An 18,915-nucleotide genomic window follows, 5' to 3' on the forward strand; every position below is an offset into this window, starting at 1 on the left:
GTGATAATGATGATTTGGATTGAATTAGATAGAACTTCAGAAAAACCAATATTTCAACAAATATACGTGAAAATTAAAGAACAGATTTTACGAGGAGAACTTCTTGAGGGGGACCGACTTCCCTCGAGTCGTGATTTAGCTGCCATTTTAGACGTGTCTCGAAGTGTCGTTCTCGAAGCCTATGATCAATTAATCGCTGAGGGATACATTAAATCTAAACAAGGAGTTGGAACTTTCGTGGAATTTGGAATATCACTAGAGGGCTTTCCTACGAATGAGGAACGCCCTATCTCTGAAAAAAGTACTGATTCAATGAGTAAGGTAAGGACAAATAATTTCATTGACTTTCGTTCCGGCGTACCTTGTTTAAAAAAGTTTCCTCGAAAAAAGTGGGCCAGTATAGGAAAGGACGTTTTTGAAACGATTGAAGACTCATTATTTGGTTATAGTTCACCTGAAGGAAGTGAAGAGTTACGGGTGGTATTATCAAGCTACCTTTATAGAACTAGAGGAATAAGCTGTCATCCTAGTCAAATTATCATCACCTCTGGAGCTACTCAAGCATTCACACTTCTAGCTAAACTATTAGTAAAGACTAACTCCGAAGTATTAATAGAGGATCCAGTAACGAAAGAAATTCCTGAAATTTTTATTGAACGAGGTGCTAATATTACTCCTATTCCAGTCGATGAATTTGGAATGCAAACAGAATGGCTTACAACGAAAAAAAAAGAAAACATTATTTTCGTTACTCCCTCTCATCAATTCCCTTTAGGTGGAATATTACCAATTCAAAGAAGAATTCAACTTATCAATTTTGCTAAGGAAACAAATAGTTATATTCTAGAGGACGATTATGATAGTGAATTTCGCTATTCTGGTCATCCAGTAAGTTCACTACAAGGATTATTTCCTGAACGAGTTATTTACATAGGGACTTTTAGTAAAATCTTATCACCCAGCCTGCGAATTGGTTATGTCATTTTGCCAAATGCACTGGTAGAAGAAGCCAAAAATCTTAAAAGATACACTGATTATCACTCTCCAACTATTGAGCAAGTAATTTTAGCACGTTTTATAAAAGATGGACACTTAGAGAAACATGTAGTTAAAATGAGGAAACTATATAAAAAAAAGAGAGATTTCTTAATAGGATGTCTAAAAAAGGAATTTGGAGACCTAATTGAAATTCTTGGTGCTTCAACAGGCATTCACCTAGTTGTTAAATTTAGTTTTAAGTTCCCACAAAAGATCTTAAATGAAATCAAAAATAAAGGAGTTAATATCTTTTCCGTAGAGAAACATGCTTTAATTAAAGGAAAACACAACAACAAGCTTATTTTCGGATATGGAAATTTAACTGATACGGAATTAGCAGAAGGAGTAAAGCTCTTGAGAAATGTGATAGAAGCAGAGTCGGGACGGAAAAATTAAACAACACTACTAAATAATCCAATAATAGCTGATTTGAAGAAATCCCTTTTTAATGGAGGGCAGATATTGGTAAAGCAATTGACAACTGATTTATGAAAGCAGGAATATCATTGAGCATGACATCATTCTCTTCTGATTATCATGCAGTTACAACGGATACGCTTAGCATGATTCGTCTCTCACTTGTCAAAAGCAAACCAATACCTTATTTACTGGTTCAACGTAATCTATATAAATATGGTCTAACAAGCATTGATTATGGACAATATAGGAGTAGTCTCTTTTGTAAACCTTCCAAGATTTCTACAGGCATTTCCCTAACCTTGATATCCTCACCTAGGAATAATAGCCAATTTGTTATTTCGGTTAATTCTTCGGAATGATTAACATTGATAAAAGTCTTTAGAATGGCTGTAGTTTGGTAAGGATTCGTATAAGAAATGGACATTCTTAACGGATGGTATTTCTTATACTGTGCAATTGCCTTTGGACCAAGTTCAAGGACAAGATTGATTACTTCCTCCTGCTTACTTAGTTTTTCTAAAATCTTTTTCCTACTTAATCTATTATTGGTAGTGCATGGTTCTACATCTGTGAGATTGTCGACAGGCAAAATCCGTTTCTTCTCTTCCTTTAAATCAAAGCCTTCAATCAGCCACAGGCTTTTTTCACGATAAAGGTTCAAGAGGTAAATAGGATAGGACTTTATGACTTTCTCCTCTCTAATAGTAATTAGTAAATATCTATCCATAATAAGTAATTGGATTAATTTTTCTAACATGGGATGAGGAAGATCTGACAAATCAAGCAGATCAGGATTATTCGGGTTGGTCCCTTCAAATAGCAAGATGCGATTTAAAAGAACAAGGTCATCTTGCTGGGTTTCCGAAATGAGTCCTAGTAATTTTTCAGCTAGTGACTGACGACTCTTTAAATAAGGGAGCTGTTGGTTTCTCGTAGCCATAAAGGCAATAAAAAGAGCCTTAATTTCATTATCGGTAAAGCGAACAGTTGGCAGGACAGAATTATTCATAACAAAATATCCCCCGTCCCTTCCAACTTCTGCGACAAGTGGCATCCCCATCGCTTCAATTTCTCTGATGTCTCTAATTGCTGTCGAACGAGAGATGTTAAATTCTCTCATGATTTCAGAAATTGTAAAGTTGGCGCGGTTGTTAATATACCGCATAATGGTATTAATTCGTTCAACCTTTTTCATCCCGTCCCCCTAAACAGTATCATTTTTTGACATGGTTTAAGTTTATTATATATCTATCAAGTGAAAAGAAAAATCATTTGATTAAATTCTTAAAGAGGAAGTGTTGAATATGGCAGATTATATGCTAGAAGAAAAAGACAGCTTTATCGTTTTAGGGATTGGAACTGAACTTAAGAGTGATTACACAGACTATGCGGGCATAACAAAGGAAAAAGCGGACTTTTGGCAAGCAGTCAAACAAGAAGGAAAGCTTGACACCTTAAAAGCCATTGCCACAAATGACTATATTTTTATCGTAAACGAAGCAGTAAACAACAAGATGATGCATTATGTCGGGGTCATGACAGAGCAATCATTACCAGAAGCGGACAGAATGATTCAATTTCCTAAAGGAGAATACTTAGTAGTTAAAGGGGAAAGTAAGAGCACTGATGAATTGCAGAATATGCTTACTGGCATTGCATTTGGTCAAATCTTGCCTGAAGCTAAGAATTTCGCCTATGTTGGTGGACCAAATACAGTGGTAGAAATGGGACAGCGAAACGGCTTATTACTTGGTGAGATGTGGATTCCTGTTGTAAGGAAATAAGAAGGATATGGAGGGATAGGAATGGCCTATATCGTTGATTTTAAAAATGTGTCTACGATTGGTTTAGAATCTTCACCTATAGCAGAAGCAATTGCTGGCTTACGAGCTAACGAGGCTCGTTACTTTATGAACAAATATAAGCATGAATTTACGGTTGTACCAGCTAATGAGTCCTGTGAAACCCTAAATTATGTAAACCGAATTTTAAAAGAAGAACGTGGTATTGAATTTGCAGCCAAGCCTTTAGAAACTTCAACCTTTCAAGTAGAATATATCAAATGGACCTACGTCTTTTATGAGGATGGTCTTGCAATTAACGTTCTGTATACAGTAGATGACCCGAAAAAGCGCGCCGTTGGTTTTAAGCTTTCAGATGGGATGGAAGTACCAAAGGAATTAGAAGGGAAATTTAAGTTTGCTAGGCAGAAATCTAAGTTAGCTGGAACAATCCGAGGCTCGTTTTTTGTTATTAAAGGCGAATATTAACGTTAGTAAAGCAGCACCTCTTCATAAAAATAGAGGTGCTGTTTTTATTTTTGCTTAGCTTATTTACTTGTGGTACGGTTCTCCCCTCATAATCCGAAAAGCCCGATAAACCTGCTCCACCAGAATCAACCGCATCAATTGATGGGGAAATGTCATCTTGCTAAACGACAACTTGTCATCTGCTCGCCTTAACACTTCATCGCTTAATCCCAACGATCCGCCAATAATAAATGTCACTTTGCTCTTCCCATATGTACCTAATTTATCAATTGTGTCGGCTAACTCTTCGGATGACTTTTGCTTGCCCTCTATTGCTAGTGCAATAACATGTGCATCAGCTGGAACTTTGGCAAGGATTCTTTCTCCTTCTTTTTTCTTCACTTGCAGCATCTCGGCATCGCTTAAAATTTCTGGTGCCTTTTCGTCTGGCACTTCTATAATTTCTATTTTAGAATAGCTTGAAAGTCTTTTTGTATATTCTTCGATTCCAAGCTTTAAATATTTTTCTTTTAACTTTCCTACTGTAATAATTGAGATATTCACATGCTTTCCTCACTTTACAAACAAGATATCCACAATACTTATCCACATATCCACATTTTTAATCCACATATAGTATGGAATCACTTGTTCGCCACCATATATATGGCATTATTTTTACAATATTCACAGGTTGTTGATAACTTTTCTTCTTCTGAAATTTGTTCTAAAATCGGAAAGGTTTCATACTCATTTACAACGGAATCTATTGCTATATCAACGTGTTCAGCACAACTATAAATCATATCTTCTTCTCCTTTTACCTCTTGCTGTTTTCATTTTTCTATAAATAATTGTGGATAATATTTCTTCTTGACCTTATTATTAGTTATCCACATTCCATCTTATCATTCTATCTAAAAACTGCAACTACTCTAATAAAATTCCTCAGCCTTTTTCGATAAAACCTTATCCACAAGCATTTTATTATTTTTTACAGAAACTATTTCGCTCCATTACATCTATTCAGCAATAGTATCTCCATTCAAAAAATACATACACATAAAAAAAGTAGAGCGATACCTAAATAAGGCTTCGCTCTACTTCCTTAACTACATTTCTTCCTCTGATAACGTAAGCTCTGTTGTTTCTAGCTTACCGTTTCGATAATATTTCACTTCCATTTTATCGCCGATTTTCTTCTCCGTATATAAATGCTTTCTTAACGCAATTAAATCGACTATTTCTTCCCCATCTAGTTCCACGATAACATCTAGCTCTTTTAATCCTGCTTTTTGTGCTGGAGAATTTCGTGAAACATCTTTTATCGCAACACCTGTTGTAACATCATTCGGTAATTTCAAAGCTTCCTGCTGATAATAGCCTGGAATATCACTAACAGATTGTAGTTCTACCCCCATATAAGGCCGCTGCACTTCTCCATGTTGTTCTAAATCCTCAATAATTGGAATCGCTGAGTTAATCGGAATCGCAAGTCCAATTCCCTCTACCGCAGATTCAGCAATCTTCATGCTATTAATACCAATAAGCTGTCCTTCGATATTAACCAGTGCACCACCACTATTTCCTGGATTAATCGCTGCATCTGTTTGAATAACTTCTGATTGCCAATCAGGTGTCCCATCTTCATTTATATCGACAGGGATGGTCCGCTGTAAGCCAGATATGATTCCTTGCGTGACAGAACCAGAAAACGTTAATCCAAGAGGATTCCCAATTGCAATGACTGGTTCACCTGCCTTTAAGCTATCAGAATTGCCGAACTCTGCTACTTTTGTTATCTCTTTTGCAGCTACTTCGACTACTGCTAAATCGGTCCAAATATCAGCACCTATTAGCTTAGCGTTAATTTTTTTTCCATCGGATAACGTGACCTCAAGTTCCGTTGCTCCTTGGACTACATGATTATTTGTGACAATAAATGCTTTGCCCCCACTTTTCTTATATATAACTCCAGAACCTGTGCCCGCTTCTTGGGCTGTTGTTTCATCTGCCCAGAAATTAGAGGACTGCAGATTGGTAATTCCGACAACTGAGTCCGCTGCTTTATCCACTGCCTTTGTAATATCCGTTTCCACGTTCAATGAAATATTCTGTGTTTTTATCCCATCAGAATTAGTTACGATTTGCTCATTTTCATTTCCATTCTGAAAAATCGCTAAGTCCGTCAAGCGGGGGCTTAATAATAATACTAGTAATGCTCCTATCACCGCACCTATAAATCCAGAGAAGAAATAGCCTCTTCTTGAGCCTCTCTTTGGCCCATCTCCCCGATTACCGTAATCATACTCCACAAGCTTCATTCCTTTCTAAAGACATAATCTAAAAATCATCCTTAACCTATATCCTTATTATTTTTCCTGTTTTTTAAAAAAACAAACGAAATACTTCAAGAAGTTTTCTCCCTATCATGCCCAAAAGCCTTCCTGCCATACTTTTATTTCTCTAGTAAAAAAAGCGAATATCTAACTATCCGCTTTTTTCAATCCTGCTATATAGCCATTAGCTTTGTCGGTATCCTTGGATCGGTATCAAATAAATGAACCTGTTCCCCCAAACCAACGCCACGGCTTTCTAATGTCTGTCCAACTGACATCCTTGCTAGATCCTTCATATTATTATCTAAGCTTAAGTGCGCAAGGTATATATGCTTTGTACGATCTCCAATCACTTCACTCATGGCTATCGCAGCATCCTCGTTACAGACATGTCCCACATCACTTAAGATACGTCTTTTAATATTCCATGGATATTTTCCCATCCGCAGCATCTGCACATCATGATTGCTTTCAAATACATACGAATCTGCATTGGAAATAATTCCTTTCATTCGATCACTTACGTACCCAGTATCTGTGATAAGAACGAGCTTTTTCTCCCCTTCATGAAATACATAAAACATTGGCTCTGCCGCATCATGAGATACGCCAAAGGATTCAATGGATACATTGCCGAATGTCTTTACGGTTTCCATATCAAAATGAAATTTCTGCTCGACTGGAATTTCCCCAATGAGTGGATCCATTGCTTTCCATGTTTTTTCATTCGCATAGATCGGCAGTTTATACTTTCTTGCAACAATACCTACCCCTTTAATATGGTCGCTATGCTCATGTGTTACTAATATGCCTGTTAGATCACTCATTTTTCGTTCAATGCCTTGAAATAAGCCTTCCATTTGCTTTCCGCTTAATCCGGCATCCACTAAAAAGGAATGTTCTCCTGATTCAACAAAAATGGCATTTCCTGTACTGCCACTTGCGAGAACACTAAACCGCATTTTCTCTCACTCCACTTTCATTTCCTCTGTTTCTGGCTGAATAACTTGTCCATCTAGGGCGTTCACATAAAAATCTTCTTCGTTCACTGTTACTTTCCAAGTTGGTGCAAGCAGCTGTGCCGAAGTATCAAGCTGTGTATAATACCCTAGTTCTATATGACTTACATATGAACCACTTTCAATGAAATTATTTTTAAATAAGTTAAGAATAGCATCAGGCGGCTGCATAATGACCTCTTCTTTATCCATTTCTTTAATGTTTTCTAAATATGTCTGGTTATAAGAAACAATTTTATTTTCTTCATTGACATTAAAGGTAAGCTCCGCTTTAGGATTGCGATACAATGTTTTTCCTGCATGCTGCTGATAGTACTTTATCGTGTTCCCCTTCTTTTCCAAAAAGCGATACTCTGCACCGTTAAGTACGGAATTAAGCAGAAAATCAGTCAAATCATCGGGATCGAACTCTTTATCTATACTGATTGGTTTCTCTAGGACTGCTTGAAGATATATGCTATCTCTTACCGTAATTTCTTGACCGCTTAATAATCCCTTTTCCAACTTCTTGATCTCATCATCGGTAAATTTCTTCGATTTGGCAGATAAATATTGATCCTTCACATTATTCACTGGCAGTTTCTCTTTATCGTAATCAATTCCTAGCCGTGACAATGTGTGTGTTGGTGGTTCTGTTGGTAAATCATCGGCCCGCTGGTATTCCTTAATTTTTACATATTCATAAATTAAATAAACATCTAATAGTAAAAAGGCAATGATAAATATCGTCTTTATCTTACTCCAGTCCATCTAAGCTGCCCCCTGTTCCTTCCGAATATAGGGAATACCATTTATGATCATATTGGTAAAACCAAGTTGGCTGTAAAGAAACGATACTTTGCGAATCGACCTGCATATCGTATCCCAGTACGATCTTCTGGAGTTTTTCCATCTTCAGTTTTTTATTGCTTTTAAGATAATTTAGAACATCCTCTCCTGATGAGATGGTCTCTTTTGAAAAATCAAACGGAGTGGTTGTATTAATAATAATTAAATTACTCGTTAAAAGACGCTTTGCCTTATTATCTTCCCAGTATAATCGAATATCGGACAACTCCGTATTTAGATTGAACACAGGCATCCCATTTGTATTGTATAAACGAAAGGTAACCTTTCTATCATCATCTCGTCCGACATAAAGATAGTCATTAATCCAGCCGCCACGTTCATTAATTAATTCGATACTATTATTTATTATATGGTTCTGAGTCATTTCATTCGAAATGCCTGCAGGTTTAAAGAAACTAACTATATGGGTATCTTTATATATTCGTAATAAACCTGAATCATCCGTATACTCTTCCCAATTTGTCAGAATTTCTTTTTGAGCAATACTTGGCTCTTCAAATAATGCTCTGCTCAAGCGGATAGATTCAATTTGTCTTGTAAAGTATTTATATTTATTTACTTCCTGCTTTCCATTAGGCAAGTAAATTAAATATTGATCATTAGGTTTATAAGAAAAATAAGTGGAGTACACTGTCTTTTCCGCATAAACATTTTCTTTCAATTTATTAAGCTGCTCTATATAGGTCGTATTTATCGATGCTTCATATACTTTCTCTGTTTCTTTAGATAGAAAATAAACACTTCCATCCTTATAAGAAAACAAGATTGTATCAAAATCAAAGGAATTATCTTGATCAATTCTTAAAATTTCTTTATAAATACGAAAAGGAACTTGTCCTGGAAACCTTATTTCTAGACTATTATTCTGCTCCTCTAAAAAAGTGGCTATACTAGGAATGGTGGAAGATATATTACGGAAATTCCCATAATCAAATTCTTTCAATCTATTTAGAATATGGTCTACTTCCTCCTTGGAAATTGTACCATAATGCTGCCCATCGATGTGTTGGTAAATTTCATCAGGTTTTATTACTTCACTGACTTCCTTTTTAGCCCCTAATGCCTCTTGCTCCATAGTAGAACCACTAGAATCCATCGCATCAAACTCTCCACCTTGGTCTGTCCAAAGGAGATAATATAATAACACACTTAATGCTACCAGCAAGATTAAAATGCCACTTTTTACGTTCTCATATTTCATCCCCAATCATCCTCTTCAGATTGAATATACGGTAGGGTGAAAGATATTTTTGTTCCTTTTCCTTCTTTACTGGATGCCCAAATTCTTCCCCCATGTGCTTCTACCATTTCTTTCGCAATAGCAAGGCCTAGTCCTGTTCCGCCAAGCTTACGTGTTCTCGCCTTATCAACACGGTAGAAACGATCAAATATTTTATCAATATTTTCTTTTGGAATACCTACGCCGTTATCCGATACACTTACGATAATTTGCTGTTCTTGCTCCTTTATAGAAAAAGTAATTTTCCCACCTTCAGGAGAGTACTTCAAGGCATTAGAAATTATATTATCAAGAACCTGTGTCAATTTATCTTCATCAATTTCCACAAATGCTGCTTTCTTAGGCAATTTCCTTATAAAAATAACATTTTGCTCTTTCGTCAATTCAAAACGATCAATAATACGATTATAAAATACGATGAAATCAACAAGTTCTTTATTTAACTGATAATCACGACTATCTAATTTAGAAAGCTGTAATAAGTCATTTACAAGGCGTATCATACGTTCTGTTTCCGTTTGTGTGACATTAAGGAATTTCGGAGCCAATTCTTCATCTTTCCATGCCCCATCATATAGAGCCTCTACATAACTGCGCATTGTCGTTAACGGCGTACGCAATTCATGGGAAACATTCGCCACAAACTCTTTTCTTTCCATATCAATCTTTTCTTGTTCGGTAATATCGTGGAGAACCGTAATTAAACCATTCACAAACCCTGTTTCTTTTTGGATAACAGAAAAATTCGCCCGTAACACATATGGTTCATAATGTGTACTATAATCCAAAATAACCGATTCTCTTTCCTCGAGAAGTTCCTCAAATGTATACTTTCCATTAAGATCAAGAAGATTAACAATTGGTTCAGAAAGGACTGTTTCACGTGAAACATCCAGCATTTTTGCAGCTGGCTCATTAATAAGAATAATCCGTCCTTTTCTATCTGTCGCAATTACTCCGTCTGTCATATAGGCTAATACTGAAGATAGTTTTCTTCTTTCACTTTCTGTTGTAGCCTGTGACTCTTGAAGCTTCTTGGTCAAATTATTAAAAGTAATCGCCAGCTGGCCGATTTCATCAAATCCATACACTTTTACCTTTCGAGAGAAATTCCCCTTTGATAAGGCAAAGGCATGCTTTTGCATATCAGAGATTGGCTTGGTGATTGTTCTTGCTAACAGAACTCCCAAAATAGCGGTAACAACCAATGTAATAATGGTTCCTTTTTGGAAGATTTGATTAATCTTATCAATTTGTTTATACACATTCTCGATTTTCCCTACCAAATAAATGGCTCCGACTATTTCATCTCCATTCGTCTTTATAGGAGTAATCAGCTCATAGATTTTCTCGCCATTTTTCTGCTTGATCGGATTATCTGGCTGGGAAGAGTTAGATAAAATTCGTCTTACCGAATAGTCGACCATTCTCTGGCCAACTAAATTTTGATTTTCCGGATCCGAAGTTCCGACTATAATTCCATTACTATTAACTACTCTAATTTCCTTAATATCAGAAGAATTATTATCACTCAGAATTCTTCTAATATCATCTTCTAACTTTGAATCCCCATTTTCGACGACTCTTTCCTTTACAAGCTGCTCTTCTAAATAAATCGATAAGATATTTACTTTCTCTTGAATCGATACTTTAAAACTATCCAATAAGGTCGTCTGTAAAGTCTTTACAAAATAGACTCCAATAATCTGAATAGAAATTAGAATAAGCAAAACAATTACTACCACAAGCTTCAAATGAATAGAACGAAAAAAACTCACTTTTTTCATTAATAGATTTACTCCTGCTCAGGATTTCTCAAGTAGTATCCAACGCCTCTTCTTGTCACAATCCAAGTTGGATGACTAGGATTATCTTCAATTTTTTCTCTTAACCTTCTTACTGTTACGTCTACTGTTCTTACATCTCCATAGTAGTCGTAACCCCATACAGTTTGAAGCAAGTGCTCTCTCGTCATAACTTGTCCGATATGTTTTGCTAAATAGTAAAGCAATTCAAATTCACGATGAGTCAGCTCAATCATTTCTCCCCTTTTCGATACGATATAAGCATCTGGGTGAATAATAAGGGAACCAACTTCAATTTCATTTGTTTCTTTCTCCTCTTCTGCAGCAGAAGAAACTTGCTGGTGTCTACGAAGATTTGCTTTAACACGTGCAATCAGCTCTCTCGTACTGAAAGGCTTTGTTACATAATCATCTGCCCCTAATTCCAGTCCTAACACCTTATCTATCTCAGAGTCCTTAGCCGTTAACATAATAATCGGCATCTCATATTTCTTTCTAACCTCACGACATACTTCCATTCCATCTCTTTGTGGCAGCATAATATCTAATAATACTAAATCCGGCTGAAGCTCTTCTACCTTCTCTAACGCCTCGTTGCCATCATAAGCACAATAAACTTCAAATCCTTCTTTCTTTAAATTAAATTGCAAAATATCCGCAATTGGTTTTTCATCATCTACAACTAGAATCTTTTTGTTCATTCTGCTATTCTCCTTATATCAAGTTTATCTATTGTTATTTCATTCTTTTATTGTTTACTTCTAATGTCTACTTTACCATTTTAAATTTATATAATCACTTTTTTTCTATTATTAGTTTATCCCGCTTTCATCTCCCTTTACCAAGAGAAACAAAAAATAGGTAGCAGGATGATAAAATTCTCCAAATAACTGCTATCCACTAAATAGCCCCAAATAAAAAAGACAGTGAAGCTTTTCATTAGCCCACTGAACATTCCTTCCATCCCCGAATAAAAAATCTCTCTATTTAAAGAGAGAATTGCTTATTTTTCTTTATTAGTCTTTTATTCTTATACATGGGAACTAAAAGCATACATCCATCATCAATACATACTAGGCTGTTATATGCCTTCTTTCTGTAGAAAATTAGTTAGAGCATTATTTTACAATAAAAAATACATAGGTAGATGGATAAATTATTGAAACCTTTTAGACGAGATAATCGTCTATATATATGAGTTTCATTTTCCCTTAATTTTGGCAAGGATATCCTTTTTGATAGAATGGATTCCTTGTCCTTTTTTTGTCTATAACATCCTCTACTTACTTTTTTCTAAATTAAATAATTCTCTTCTATTTCTACTCCATTCACTTCATTATTTATAAAGTTCCTAACAAAGAAGACATATACATTAACTTTATCATACTTTTATAAGGAAAAATGGTTTGCTATTATATTGTAATAAAATTGTTGTTAAATTTATATGTTCTGTGGGGGGTTGTAATAGTAGCGGATTCTTTCACATTTATTTACGGGGAAATAATTAGGCATAAAAAAAACAACGAACATTCGTTGTGATGGTAAATCAAGGTGGCTCAGGACGGAATCGAACCGCCGACACAAGGATTTTCAGTCCTTTGCTCTACCGACTGAGCTACTGAGCCAAACTATTGTGACAGATGCTTACTAGCAGCACAGGTCGAAATTTTTACTTGTCTTCAATATGTATTAGATAAAAAATATATATTAAATATGCAAATGCATAGGAAGAAAAAATGGCGGTCCGGACGGGACTCGAACCCGCGACCTCCTGCGTGACAGGCAGGCATTCTAACCAACTGAACTACCGGACCATTTTTTACTATTAATACCTTTAAAAAGATATTATGACCCATACGGGATTCGAACCCGTGTTACCGCCGTGAAAGGGCGGTGTCTTAACCGCTTGACCAATGGGCCATGATTTATTACAAGAAATGGTGAGCCATGGAGGATTCGAACCTCCGACCCTCTGATTAAAAGTCAGATGCTCTACCGACTGAGCTAATGGCTCGTATTTTTGTCATTTGCGACGCTTTTTATATTAGCATATTATTAAAATAAAAAGCAATACTTTTTTTAAAAGTTTTTTCAAAAATATTTTTTAACTCCTAGGCAACTATTTTTCCATCCGCAAGGTTACTAAAATTAAATACCCAACATAAAGAATACTGTATACTTATCATACCCTCATGCCATTTCTGTAAACGAATCAAGCCAGCCTGCTTCTATTATCTATTTAGAAAAGAAAAGGTCGTTCTAACACGTTTAGAACGACCTCTTACCATGCTTAGATTTGTCTCCAAGGGCTGTGTATCACATTTGTTTGTGTACGATCTGGGCCAACTGAGAACATGGATAATGGGATCCCCGTTAACTGTGAAACTCTTTCTAAATAATGACGGGCATTTTCAGGAAGCTCACTTAATGTTTTACATCCAGTAATGTCCTCTGACCAGCCTGGTAATTCTTCATATACTGGCTCACAATCAGCTAGTACTTTAAGGCTTGCTGGGAACTCTTCCATTACTTCCCCTTTGTATTTATAAGCAACACAAATTTTTACTGTTTCAATTCCTGTTAAAACATCAATGGAATTCAGAGAAAGATCAGTAATACCGCTAACTCGACGTGCATGACGCACAACAACACTATCAAACCAGCCGACACGGCGTGGTCTACCAGTTGTTGTTCCATATTCACGGCCAACTTCTCTAATATGATGTCCAATTTCATCATTTAATTCTGTTGGGAAAGGTCCATCCCCTACTCTTGATGTATAAGCTTTGGATACACCAACTACATGTTTAATTTTCGTTGGACCAACACCTGAACCAATTGTTACCCCTCCAGCCACTGGATTAGAAGATGTAACAAACGGATACGTACCTTGATCGATATCTAGCATTACCCCTTGAGCACCTTCAAACAATACTCTGCGGCCTTCATCTAATGCATCATTCAATACAACAGAAGTGTCACAAACATATTTCTTAATTTGCTGTCCATACTCATAATACTCATCTAAAATATCTTCTAATTTAAAGCCTTCCGTTTCATAAATACGCTCTAATAAACGGTTTTTTTCAATTAAATTTCTTGCAAGCTTTTCTTCAAATACTTCTTTATCTAATAAGTCAGCAATACGGATACCAGTACGCGCTGCTTTATCCATATAAGCTGGTCCAATTCCTTTTTTCGTTGTTCCAATTTTATTAGCACCTTTGCTTTCTTCCTCAACCTCATCTAATTTTAGATGATAGGGAAGAATAACATGTGCACGATTACTAATTCTCAAATTATCTGTATTGATATTACGGTCATGTAAATACTTTAATTCTTCAATGATCGCTTTTGGATCAACGACCATTCCGTTTCCAACAACACTAATTTTTTCTTTATAAAATATCCCAGATGGAATTAAGTGTAATTTATATGTTTCTCCATTAAACTTAATTGTATGACCTGCATTGTTACCACCTTGATAACGTGCAATCACTTCTGCATTTTCAGATAGGAAATCGGTAATTTTACCTTTTCCTTCGTCTCCCCATTGCGTTCCTACCACCACTACTGATGACATATCCTAGAGCACCTCCACAGGTTTCTATATCTTTTTTTATTATATCCTTAATCAACATTCCTATTTTATCAATTCCCCAAGATAAAAGTCAATAAAACACGAACAATCTTTTTGATATTTTAAGATTATGTTCGTAAAAAAGAGATTAATAAAAAACGATAAAAGTTGAAGTATATTTACTCCGATTAAGACTTCTGTCCATCTGAAAAGGCACAAAAAAAGATTAGTAGCTCGCAGTCTACTAATCTTTTTTTCCTAAGCGCCTGTCGGCATTGCCCCATCTTCAAAGCGCCGTTCTAAATTGACGAATTTATTATATTCTTTTACAAAAGCTAATTGTACCGTTCCTGTTGGTCCATTACGCTGTTTCGCAATAATGATCTCTATAATATTCTTGCTTTCTGATTCCTTGTCATAGTAATCATCACGGTACAAGAACGCTACAATATCGGCATCCTGCTCAATACTTCCTGATTCCCTGATATCAGACATCATCGGACGCTTATCTTGTCTTTGCTCTACCCCGCGTGATAGCTGGGACAAGGCGATTACTGGCACTTGAAGCTCACGTGCAAGCTGTTTTAAGGAACGGGAAATTTCCGATACCTCTTGCTGTCTATTTTCGCCTGCTCGTCCACTTCCTAAAATAAGCTGAAGGTAATCAATTAATATCATTCCTAAGCCATGCTCCTGCTTTAAGCGGCGACATTTAGCTCTTATATCGGTAATCTTTACCCCTGGTGTATCATCAATGAAAATACCAGCATTGGATAGGCTCCCCATTGCCATTGTCAGCTTGCCCCAGTCCTCGTCCGTTAATGACCCTGTACGAAGACGCTGTGCATCTATATTACCTTCTGCACAAAGCATACGCATAACGAGCTGCTCCGCTCCCATCTCCAAGCTGAAGATTGCTACATTTTCTCCTGTTTTTACGGCAACATTCTGAGCAATATTTAAGGCAAAGGCAGTTTTACCAACGGATGGTCTCGCTCCAACGATAATTAGATCATTGCGCTGGAATCCAGCCGTCATTTTATCAAGCTCAGCAAACCCTGTTGCTATACCTGTTATATCGCCTTTACGATTATGCATCTCTTCAATGTTATCGTATGTTCGCACGAGAACATCTTTGATATTATGAAACGCACCGGCATTTTTCCGCTGTGCTACTTCTAAAATATTCTTTTCCGCTTCACTTAGAAGGGCTTCTACTTCATCCTCGCGGGAATATCCGTCTTGGGCAATATTTGTTGCTGTTCGAATTAATCGGCGCAGCAATGACTTCTCTTCTACAATCTTCGCATAATATTCTATATTGGCAGCGGTTGGCACAGAAGCTGCCAGCTCGCTCAAATAACTAACTCCACCTGTATCTTCTAAGTTATTAGTAGCTGCTAATTCAGACGTCACTGTTATTAAATCGACTGCTTTTCCTTCATCATTTAATTTAAGCATCGTTGAATATATTCTTTGATGTGCGCCACGATAAAAGTCTTCTGGTATTAATATTTCAGAAGCTAGTGTTAAGCTTTGTGGCTCAAGAAATATGGCCCCTAGTACAGCCTGCTCAGCCTCAATATTTTGAGGGGGCATTCGATCATTTAACATTTCACTCAATCTATAAAACCTCCTTAAATGAGAGGATATGATAATAAACATAGCCTAGGTTAAAAAAAGCAACAATCTATACAAAAAGATTCTTTCATTTGCTGAAAGATATTTTTGTATCCACTGTGCCCTTTTCATTTTTTTAAATATTTTCTATTAAAAACAGTCAAACAAAAAATGTGACCAGCTCAACCTGTATCACATTTTCTTAAGCTTATTCTATTTTAACATGTTTAGCGGCAAATGGAACTTCCAATATTAGCTTAATTCTTTTACATGTACATTTAATGTTGCAGACACTTCGTGATGAAGCTTCACTGCAACCTTTGTCACACCTAGTGAACGAATAGCATCATTTAATTCAATTTTTCGTTTATCAATTTTAATTTGATGCTTTTTATTTAGTTCATCAGCAATTTGCTTACTTGTAATTGATCCAAATAATCTACCGCCTTCACCTGATTTTGCATGCAGCTCCACTGTTACTTTTTCTAGCTTTTCTTTTAATTCTTTTGCTCTATTAAGCTCTTCAATAGCTTCTTTCTCTTCTTTTTTCTTCTGTGCATTTAGTGTACTAACAGCTGAAGCATTCGCCTCTACAGCCAAACCTTGTTTTAAAAGAAAGTTATGTGCATAGCCATCTGCTACGTTTTTAACTTCCCCTTTTTTCCCTTTTCCTTTTACATCTTTTAGAAAAATAACTTTCATTCTTTTCTTCTCCCTTCAAAATAGTCATCAATCGCTAACTTAAGCCTTGCCTCTACCTCTTCCATCGGCATATTAGATAGCTGTGTAGCAGCATTGGTTAAATGTCCACCACCATGAAGACTTTCCATAATAATTTGGACATTGATGTCTCCTAAGGAGCGTGCGCTAATTCCAATCATCGTTTCCCCTCTAGGTGCTATTACAAAAGAGGCAATAATTCCATCCATTGTTAATAGAGTATCAGCTGTTTGAGCAATTAAAACAACATCTACTGCTTCTTCTTCCTTCGCTATAGCTATTGCAATTCCCTCTTTATAAAATTGAACACTTTCAATAATTTTTGCTCTTTTCACATAGTTTTCAATATCCTCTTTTAGGAATTTTTGAACCAGTACAGTGTCTGCTCCCTGTCCCCTTAAATAGGAAGCAGCATCAAACGTTCTTGCCCCTGTTCTAAGAGTGAAGCTTTTTGTATCCACAATGATTCCTGCTAAAAGGGCTGTTGCTTCTAACATTTCAATTTTAACAGTTTTCGGCTGATATTCTAGTAATTCTGTTACTAGTTCGGCTGTAGAGGAAGCATATGGTTCCATATAGACAAGAATCGGATTCTCTATAAATTCCTCTCCACGACGATGATGGTCAATCACTACTACATCTTCTATTTTATTCAATAAATGCTCTTCAATCACGAAAGAAGGCTTATGGGTATCAACTACTACTAGTAGTGTATCGCCTGTAGCAATTTCTAATGCTTGATCAGGGGTGATAAATTTCGTAAACAAGGTCTCTTGTTTTTTTATTTCTTCCATCAATCTTCGAACAGCTGTATCTATCTCTTGAAAATTGATGACTATATATGCTTCCTTTTGGTTCATCTGGGCTATTTTATGTATCCCTATCGCTGCACCAATTGCATCCATATCTGGATTCTTATGCCCCATAATAATGACTTTATCACTCTCTAGAACTAATTCCTTCAAAGCATGAGAAATTACTCGTGCTCTAACCCTAGTTCGTTTTTCTACAGGATTTGTTTTACCTCCAAAAAACTTCACTTTACCATTTGGCTGCTTTATCGCAACTTGATCTCCCCCTCTTCCTAAGGCTAAATCAAGACTGGATTGTGCAATATTTCCCAGCTCAGGCAAGGAAGATACACCAGATCCAACTCCAATACTAAGTGTTAAGGGTACATTTTGTTTCGTAGTTAATTCTCGAACATCATCTAATATTGTAAACTTGCCCTTTTCCAAACTTTGTAGAATATGTTCATTAAAAATAGCGATGAAACGATCAGAGGAAATTCTTTTTAATAAGACTCCATTATCTGTAGCCCATTTATTTAAAATAGCTGTGACTGTATTATTAATGCTACTTCTTGTCTGATCATCCATACCTTGCGTTAAGTCATCATAATTGTCTAGAAAGATTATGGCAATTGCCGTACGTTCGTCTTCATACAGCTTTTCAATTTCGGTTTGTTCTGTCACATCGAAAAAGTATAATAGTCGTTCTTCCACTTTATGAATGACTCGGAACTTTCTTTCATGTAGAGTAATGATTTCCGTTTCTACCTCTTGTTTAATTAATGGGATAACGGATGGAGAAACATCATATAAAGACCTTCCAACAAGTGTATCCTCTGTAAAACAAGATGCTAAAAAGGGATTTGTCCATTCGATATAATAATCATCATTTATAAGCATGATTCCTATTGGCATTTCCATTAATGCCTCTTCTCCTACTTTTTTAACACGGTAGGAAAGAGTGGTTATATATTCTTCTGTTTCCTTTCTCTGACGGTCATCTATTCGCAAAATAAAATAAAAAGGAATAACAAAAAGAAATAACCCAATTAAGGAAAAGAACCAGTTATAAAAAGAGAGGATTCCAAGCATGATAGTGGTAATACCGATTAAACTTATTAATGGATACCGTATGGATCCTTTCTCTAAAAAAGTAGGCAATTTTTCTCCTCCTAAAGCTCGTGAGATTTTCACATAATCCTTACTATGTATTCATTAAACCTGATACTATTATACCCCATAATA

The 18,915-nt window shown here is 36.1% G+C and carries 16 protein-coding genes and 4 tRNA genes; 3 read left to right on the forward strand and 17 right to left on the reverse strand.

Annotated elements, in window-relative coordinates:
* The first annotated feature begins 9 nt into the window (after positions 1-9).
* On the forward strand, positions 10-1,434 hold the full coding sequence (gene pdxR / locus MHH96_RS05480) for a MocR-like pyridoxine biosynthesis transcription factor PdxR (RefSeq protein ID WP_328283402.1): 1,425 nt from the start codon (positions 10-12) through the stop codon (positions 1,432-1,434).
* 256 nt (positions 1,435-1,690) lie between these two features.
* On the opposite strand, the gene MHH96_RS05485 is transcribed toward pdxR, so the two are convergent.
* Positions 1,691-2,653, reverse strand: coding sequence for a helix-turn-helix transcriptional regulator (locus tag MHH96_RS05485; protein WP_328283403.1), 963 nt, complete (start codon positions 2,651-2,653; stop codon positions 1,691-1,693).
* A gap of 109 nt (positions 2,654-2,762) precedes the next feature.
* Between MHH96_RS05485 and MHH96_RS05490 the strand changes: the two genes are divergently transcribed.
* The gene (locus tag MHH96_RS05490) at positions 2,763-3,242 is read left to right on the forward strand and encodes a GyrI-like domain-containing protein (protein ID WP_095321899.1); all 480 of its coding nucleotides are present in this window, start codon (positions 2,763-2,765) and stop codon (positions 3,240-3,242) included.
* A 21-nt stretch (positions 3,243-3,263) separates the two neighbouring features.
* Entirely contained in the window at positions 3,264-3,728 is a 465-nt protein-coding gene (locus MHH96_RS05495) for a phage tail protein (RefSeq protein ID WP_328283405.1), read from the forward strand.
* A gap of 63 nt (positions 3,729-3,791) precedes the next feature.
* Here MHH96_RS05495 and rlmH read toward each other — a convergent pair whose 3' ends face one another.
* From rlmH to MHH96_RS05575, 16 genes are all read right to left on the reverse strand, one after another.
* Positions 3,792-4,271, reverse strand: coding sequence for a 23S rRNA (pseudouridine(1915)-N(3))-methyltransferase RlmH (gene rlmH, locus MHH96_RS05500; protein WP_047941020.1), 480 nt, complete (start codon positions 4,269-4,271; stop codon positions 3,792-3,794).
* Between the two features lie 80 nt (positions 4,272-4,351).
* On the reverse strand, positions 4,352-4,513 hold the full coding sequence (locus MHH96_RS05505; RefSeq protein ID WP_016201499.1) for a CxxH/CxxC protein: 162 nt from the start codon (positions 4,511-4,513) through the stop codon (positions 4,352-4,354).
* A 306-nt stretch (positions 4,514-4,819) separates the two neighbouring features.
* Positions 4,820-6,031, reverse strand: coding sequence for a S1C family serine protease (locus tag MHH96_RS05510; protein ID WP_095320359.1), 1,212 nt, complete (start codon positions 6,029-6,031; stop codon positions 4,820-4,822).
* A gap of 188 nt (positions 6,032-6,219) precedes the next feature.
* A complete protein-coding gene (locus tag MHH96_RS05515; RefSeq protein ID WP_047941022.1) occupies positions 6,220-7,008 on the reverse strand; it encodes an MBL fold metallo-hydrolase in 789 nt (262 codons plus the stop codon).
* Between the two features lie 6 nt (positions 7,009-7,014).
* Positions 7,015-7,815, reverse strand: a complete 801-nt coding sequence (locus tag MHH96_RS05520; protein WP_047941023.1) for a two-component system regulatory protein YycI — start codon at positions 7,813-7,815, stop codon at positions 7,015-7,017.
* A complete protein-coding gene (locus tag MHH96_RS05525; protein ID WP_047941024.1) occupies positions 7,802-9,115 on the reverse strand; it encodes a YycH family regulatory protein in 1,314 nt (437 codons plus the stop codon). Before MHH96_RS05525 ends, MHH96_RS05520 begins: the two co-directional genes overlap by 14 nt.
* Positions 9,112-10,941 carry a cell wall metabolism sensor histidine kinase WalK gene (gene walK / locus MHH96_RS05530; protein WP_047941025.1) on the reverse strand — a complete coding sequence of 610 codons (1,830 nt, stop codon included), beginning with the start codon at positions 10,939-10,941 and terminating at the stop codon, positions 9,112-9,114. Before walK ends, MHH96_RS05525 begins: the two co-directional genes overlap by 4 nt.
* A gap of 8 nt (positions 10,942-10,949) precedes the next feature.
* Complete coding sequence (gene yycF / locus MHH96_RS05535) at positions 10,950-11,660, reverse strand: response regulator YycF (protein ID WP_047941026.1); 711 nt, start codon at positions 11,658-11,660, stop codon at positions 10,950-10,952.
* Positions 11,661-12,511: 851 nt separating this feature from the next.
* Positions 12,512-12,584: transfer RNA gene (locus MHH96_RS05540), tRNA-Phe, on the reverse strand.
* A 112-nt stretch (positions 12,585-12,696) separates the two neighbouring features.
* Positions 12,697-12,773: transfer RNA gene (locus tag MHH96_RS05545), tRNA-Asp, on the reverse strand.
* A 34-nt stretch (positions 12,774-12,807) separates the two neighbouring features.
* Positions 12,808-12,879: transfer RNA gene (locus tag MHH96_RS05550), tRNA-Glu, on the reverse strand.
* A gap of 18 nt (positions 12,880-12,897) precedes the next feature.
* Positions 12,898-12,973 (reverse strand) — tRNA-Lys (locus tag MHH96_RS05555).
* Positions 12,974-13,249: 276 nt separating this feature from the next.
* On the reverse strand, positions 13,250-14,542 hold the full coding sequence (locus MHH96_RS05560; RefSeq protein WP_047944584.1) for an adenylosuccinate synthase: 1,293 nt from the start codon (positions 14,540-14,542) through the stop codon (positions 13,250-13,252).
* A 255-nt stretch (positions 14,543-14,797) separates the two neighbouring features.
* Positions 14,798-16,162: a replicative DNA helicase gene (dnaB, locus tag MHH96_RS05565; RefSeq protein WP_047944586.1), complete on the reverse strand. Its 1,365-nt coding sequence runs from the start codon at positions 16,160-16,162 to the stop codon at positions 14,798-14,800.
* Positions 16,163-16,411: 249 nt separating this feature from the next.
* Positions 16,412-16,861 (reverse strand): 50S ribosomal protein L9, encoded by a 450-nt coding sequence (gene rplI / locus MHH96_RS05570; protein WP_047944587.1) that lies wholly within the window; start codon positions 16,859-16,861, stop codon positions 16,412-16,414.
* A complete protein-coding gene (locus tag MHH96_RS05575; RefSeq protein ID WP_047944588.1) occupies positions 16,858-18,831 on the reverse strand; it encodes a DHH family phosphoesterase in 1,974 nt (657 codons plus the stop codon). The genes rplI and MHH96_RS05575 overlap by 4 nt, the downstream gene beginning before the upstream one ends.
* Between the last annotated feature and the right edge of the window lie 84 nt (positions 18,832-18,915).

The sequence above is a fragment of the Niallia sp. FSL K6-0212 genome, assembly GCF_038007605.1.
Lineage (GTDB): Bacteria > Bacillota > Bacilli > Bacillales > Cytobacillaceae > Niallia > Niallia circulans.

Excerpts from the sequence above, each read along its gene's own strand:
- walK (WP_047941025.1), bottom strand. The coding sequence starts at position 10,941 with ATGAAAAAAGTGAGTTTTTTTCGTTCTATTCATTTGAAGCTTGTGGTA.
- MHH96_RS05505 (WP_016201499.1), bottom strand. The coding sequence starts at position 4,513 with ATGATTTATAGTTGTGCTGAACACGTTGATATAGCAATAGATTCCGTT.
- rplI (WP_047944587.1), bottom strand. The coding sequence starts at position 16,861 with ATGAAAGTTATTTTTCTAAAAGATGTAAAAGGAAAAGGGAAAAAAGGG.
- MHH96_RS05515 (WP_047941022.1), bottom strand. The coding sequence starts at position 7,008 with ATGCGGTTTAGTGTTCTCGCAAGTGGCAGTACAGGAAATGCCATTTTT.
- MHH96_RS05520 (WP_047941023.1), bottom strand. The coding sequence starts at position 7,815 with ATGGACTGGAGTAAGATAAAGACGATATTTATCATTGCCTTTTTACTA.
- MHH96_RS05525 (WP_047941024.1), bottom strand. The coding sequence starts at position 9,115 with ATGAAATATGAGAACGTAAAAAGTGGCATTTTAATCTTGCTGGTAGCA.
- pdxR (WP_328283402.1), top strand. The coding sequence starts at position 10 with ATGATTTGGATTGAATTAGATAGAACTTCAGAAAAACCAATATTTCAA.
- yycF (WP_047941026.1), bottom strand. The coding sequence starts at position 11,660 with ATGAACAAAAAGATTCTAGTTGTAGATGATGAAAAACCAATTGCGGAT.
- MHH96_RS05495 (WP_328283405.1), top strand. The coding sequence starts at position 3,264 with ATGGCCTATATCGTTGATTTTAAAAATGTGTCTACGATTGGTTTAGAA.
- MHH96_RS05560 (WP_047944584.1), bottom strand. The coding sequence starts at position 14,542 with ATGTCATCAGTAGTGGTGGTAGGAACGCAATGGGGAGACGAAGGAAAA.
- MHH96_RS05490 (WP_095321899.1), top strand. The coding sequence starts at position 2,763 with ATGGCAGATTATATGCTAGAAGAAAAAGACAGCTTTATCGTTTTAGGG.
- MHH96_RS05510 (WP_095320359.1), bottom strand. The coding sequence starts at position 6,031 with ATGAAGCTTGTGGAGTATGATTACGGTAATCGGGGAGATGGGCCAAAG.
- MHH96_RS05485 (WP_328283403.1), bottom strand. The coding sequence starts at position 2,653 with ATGAAAAAGGTTGAACGAATTAATACCATTATGCGGTATATTAACAAC.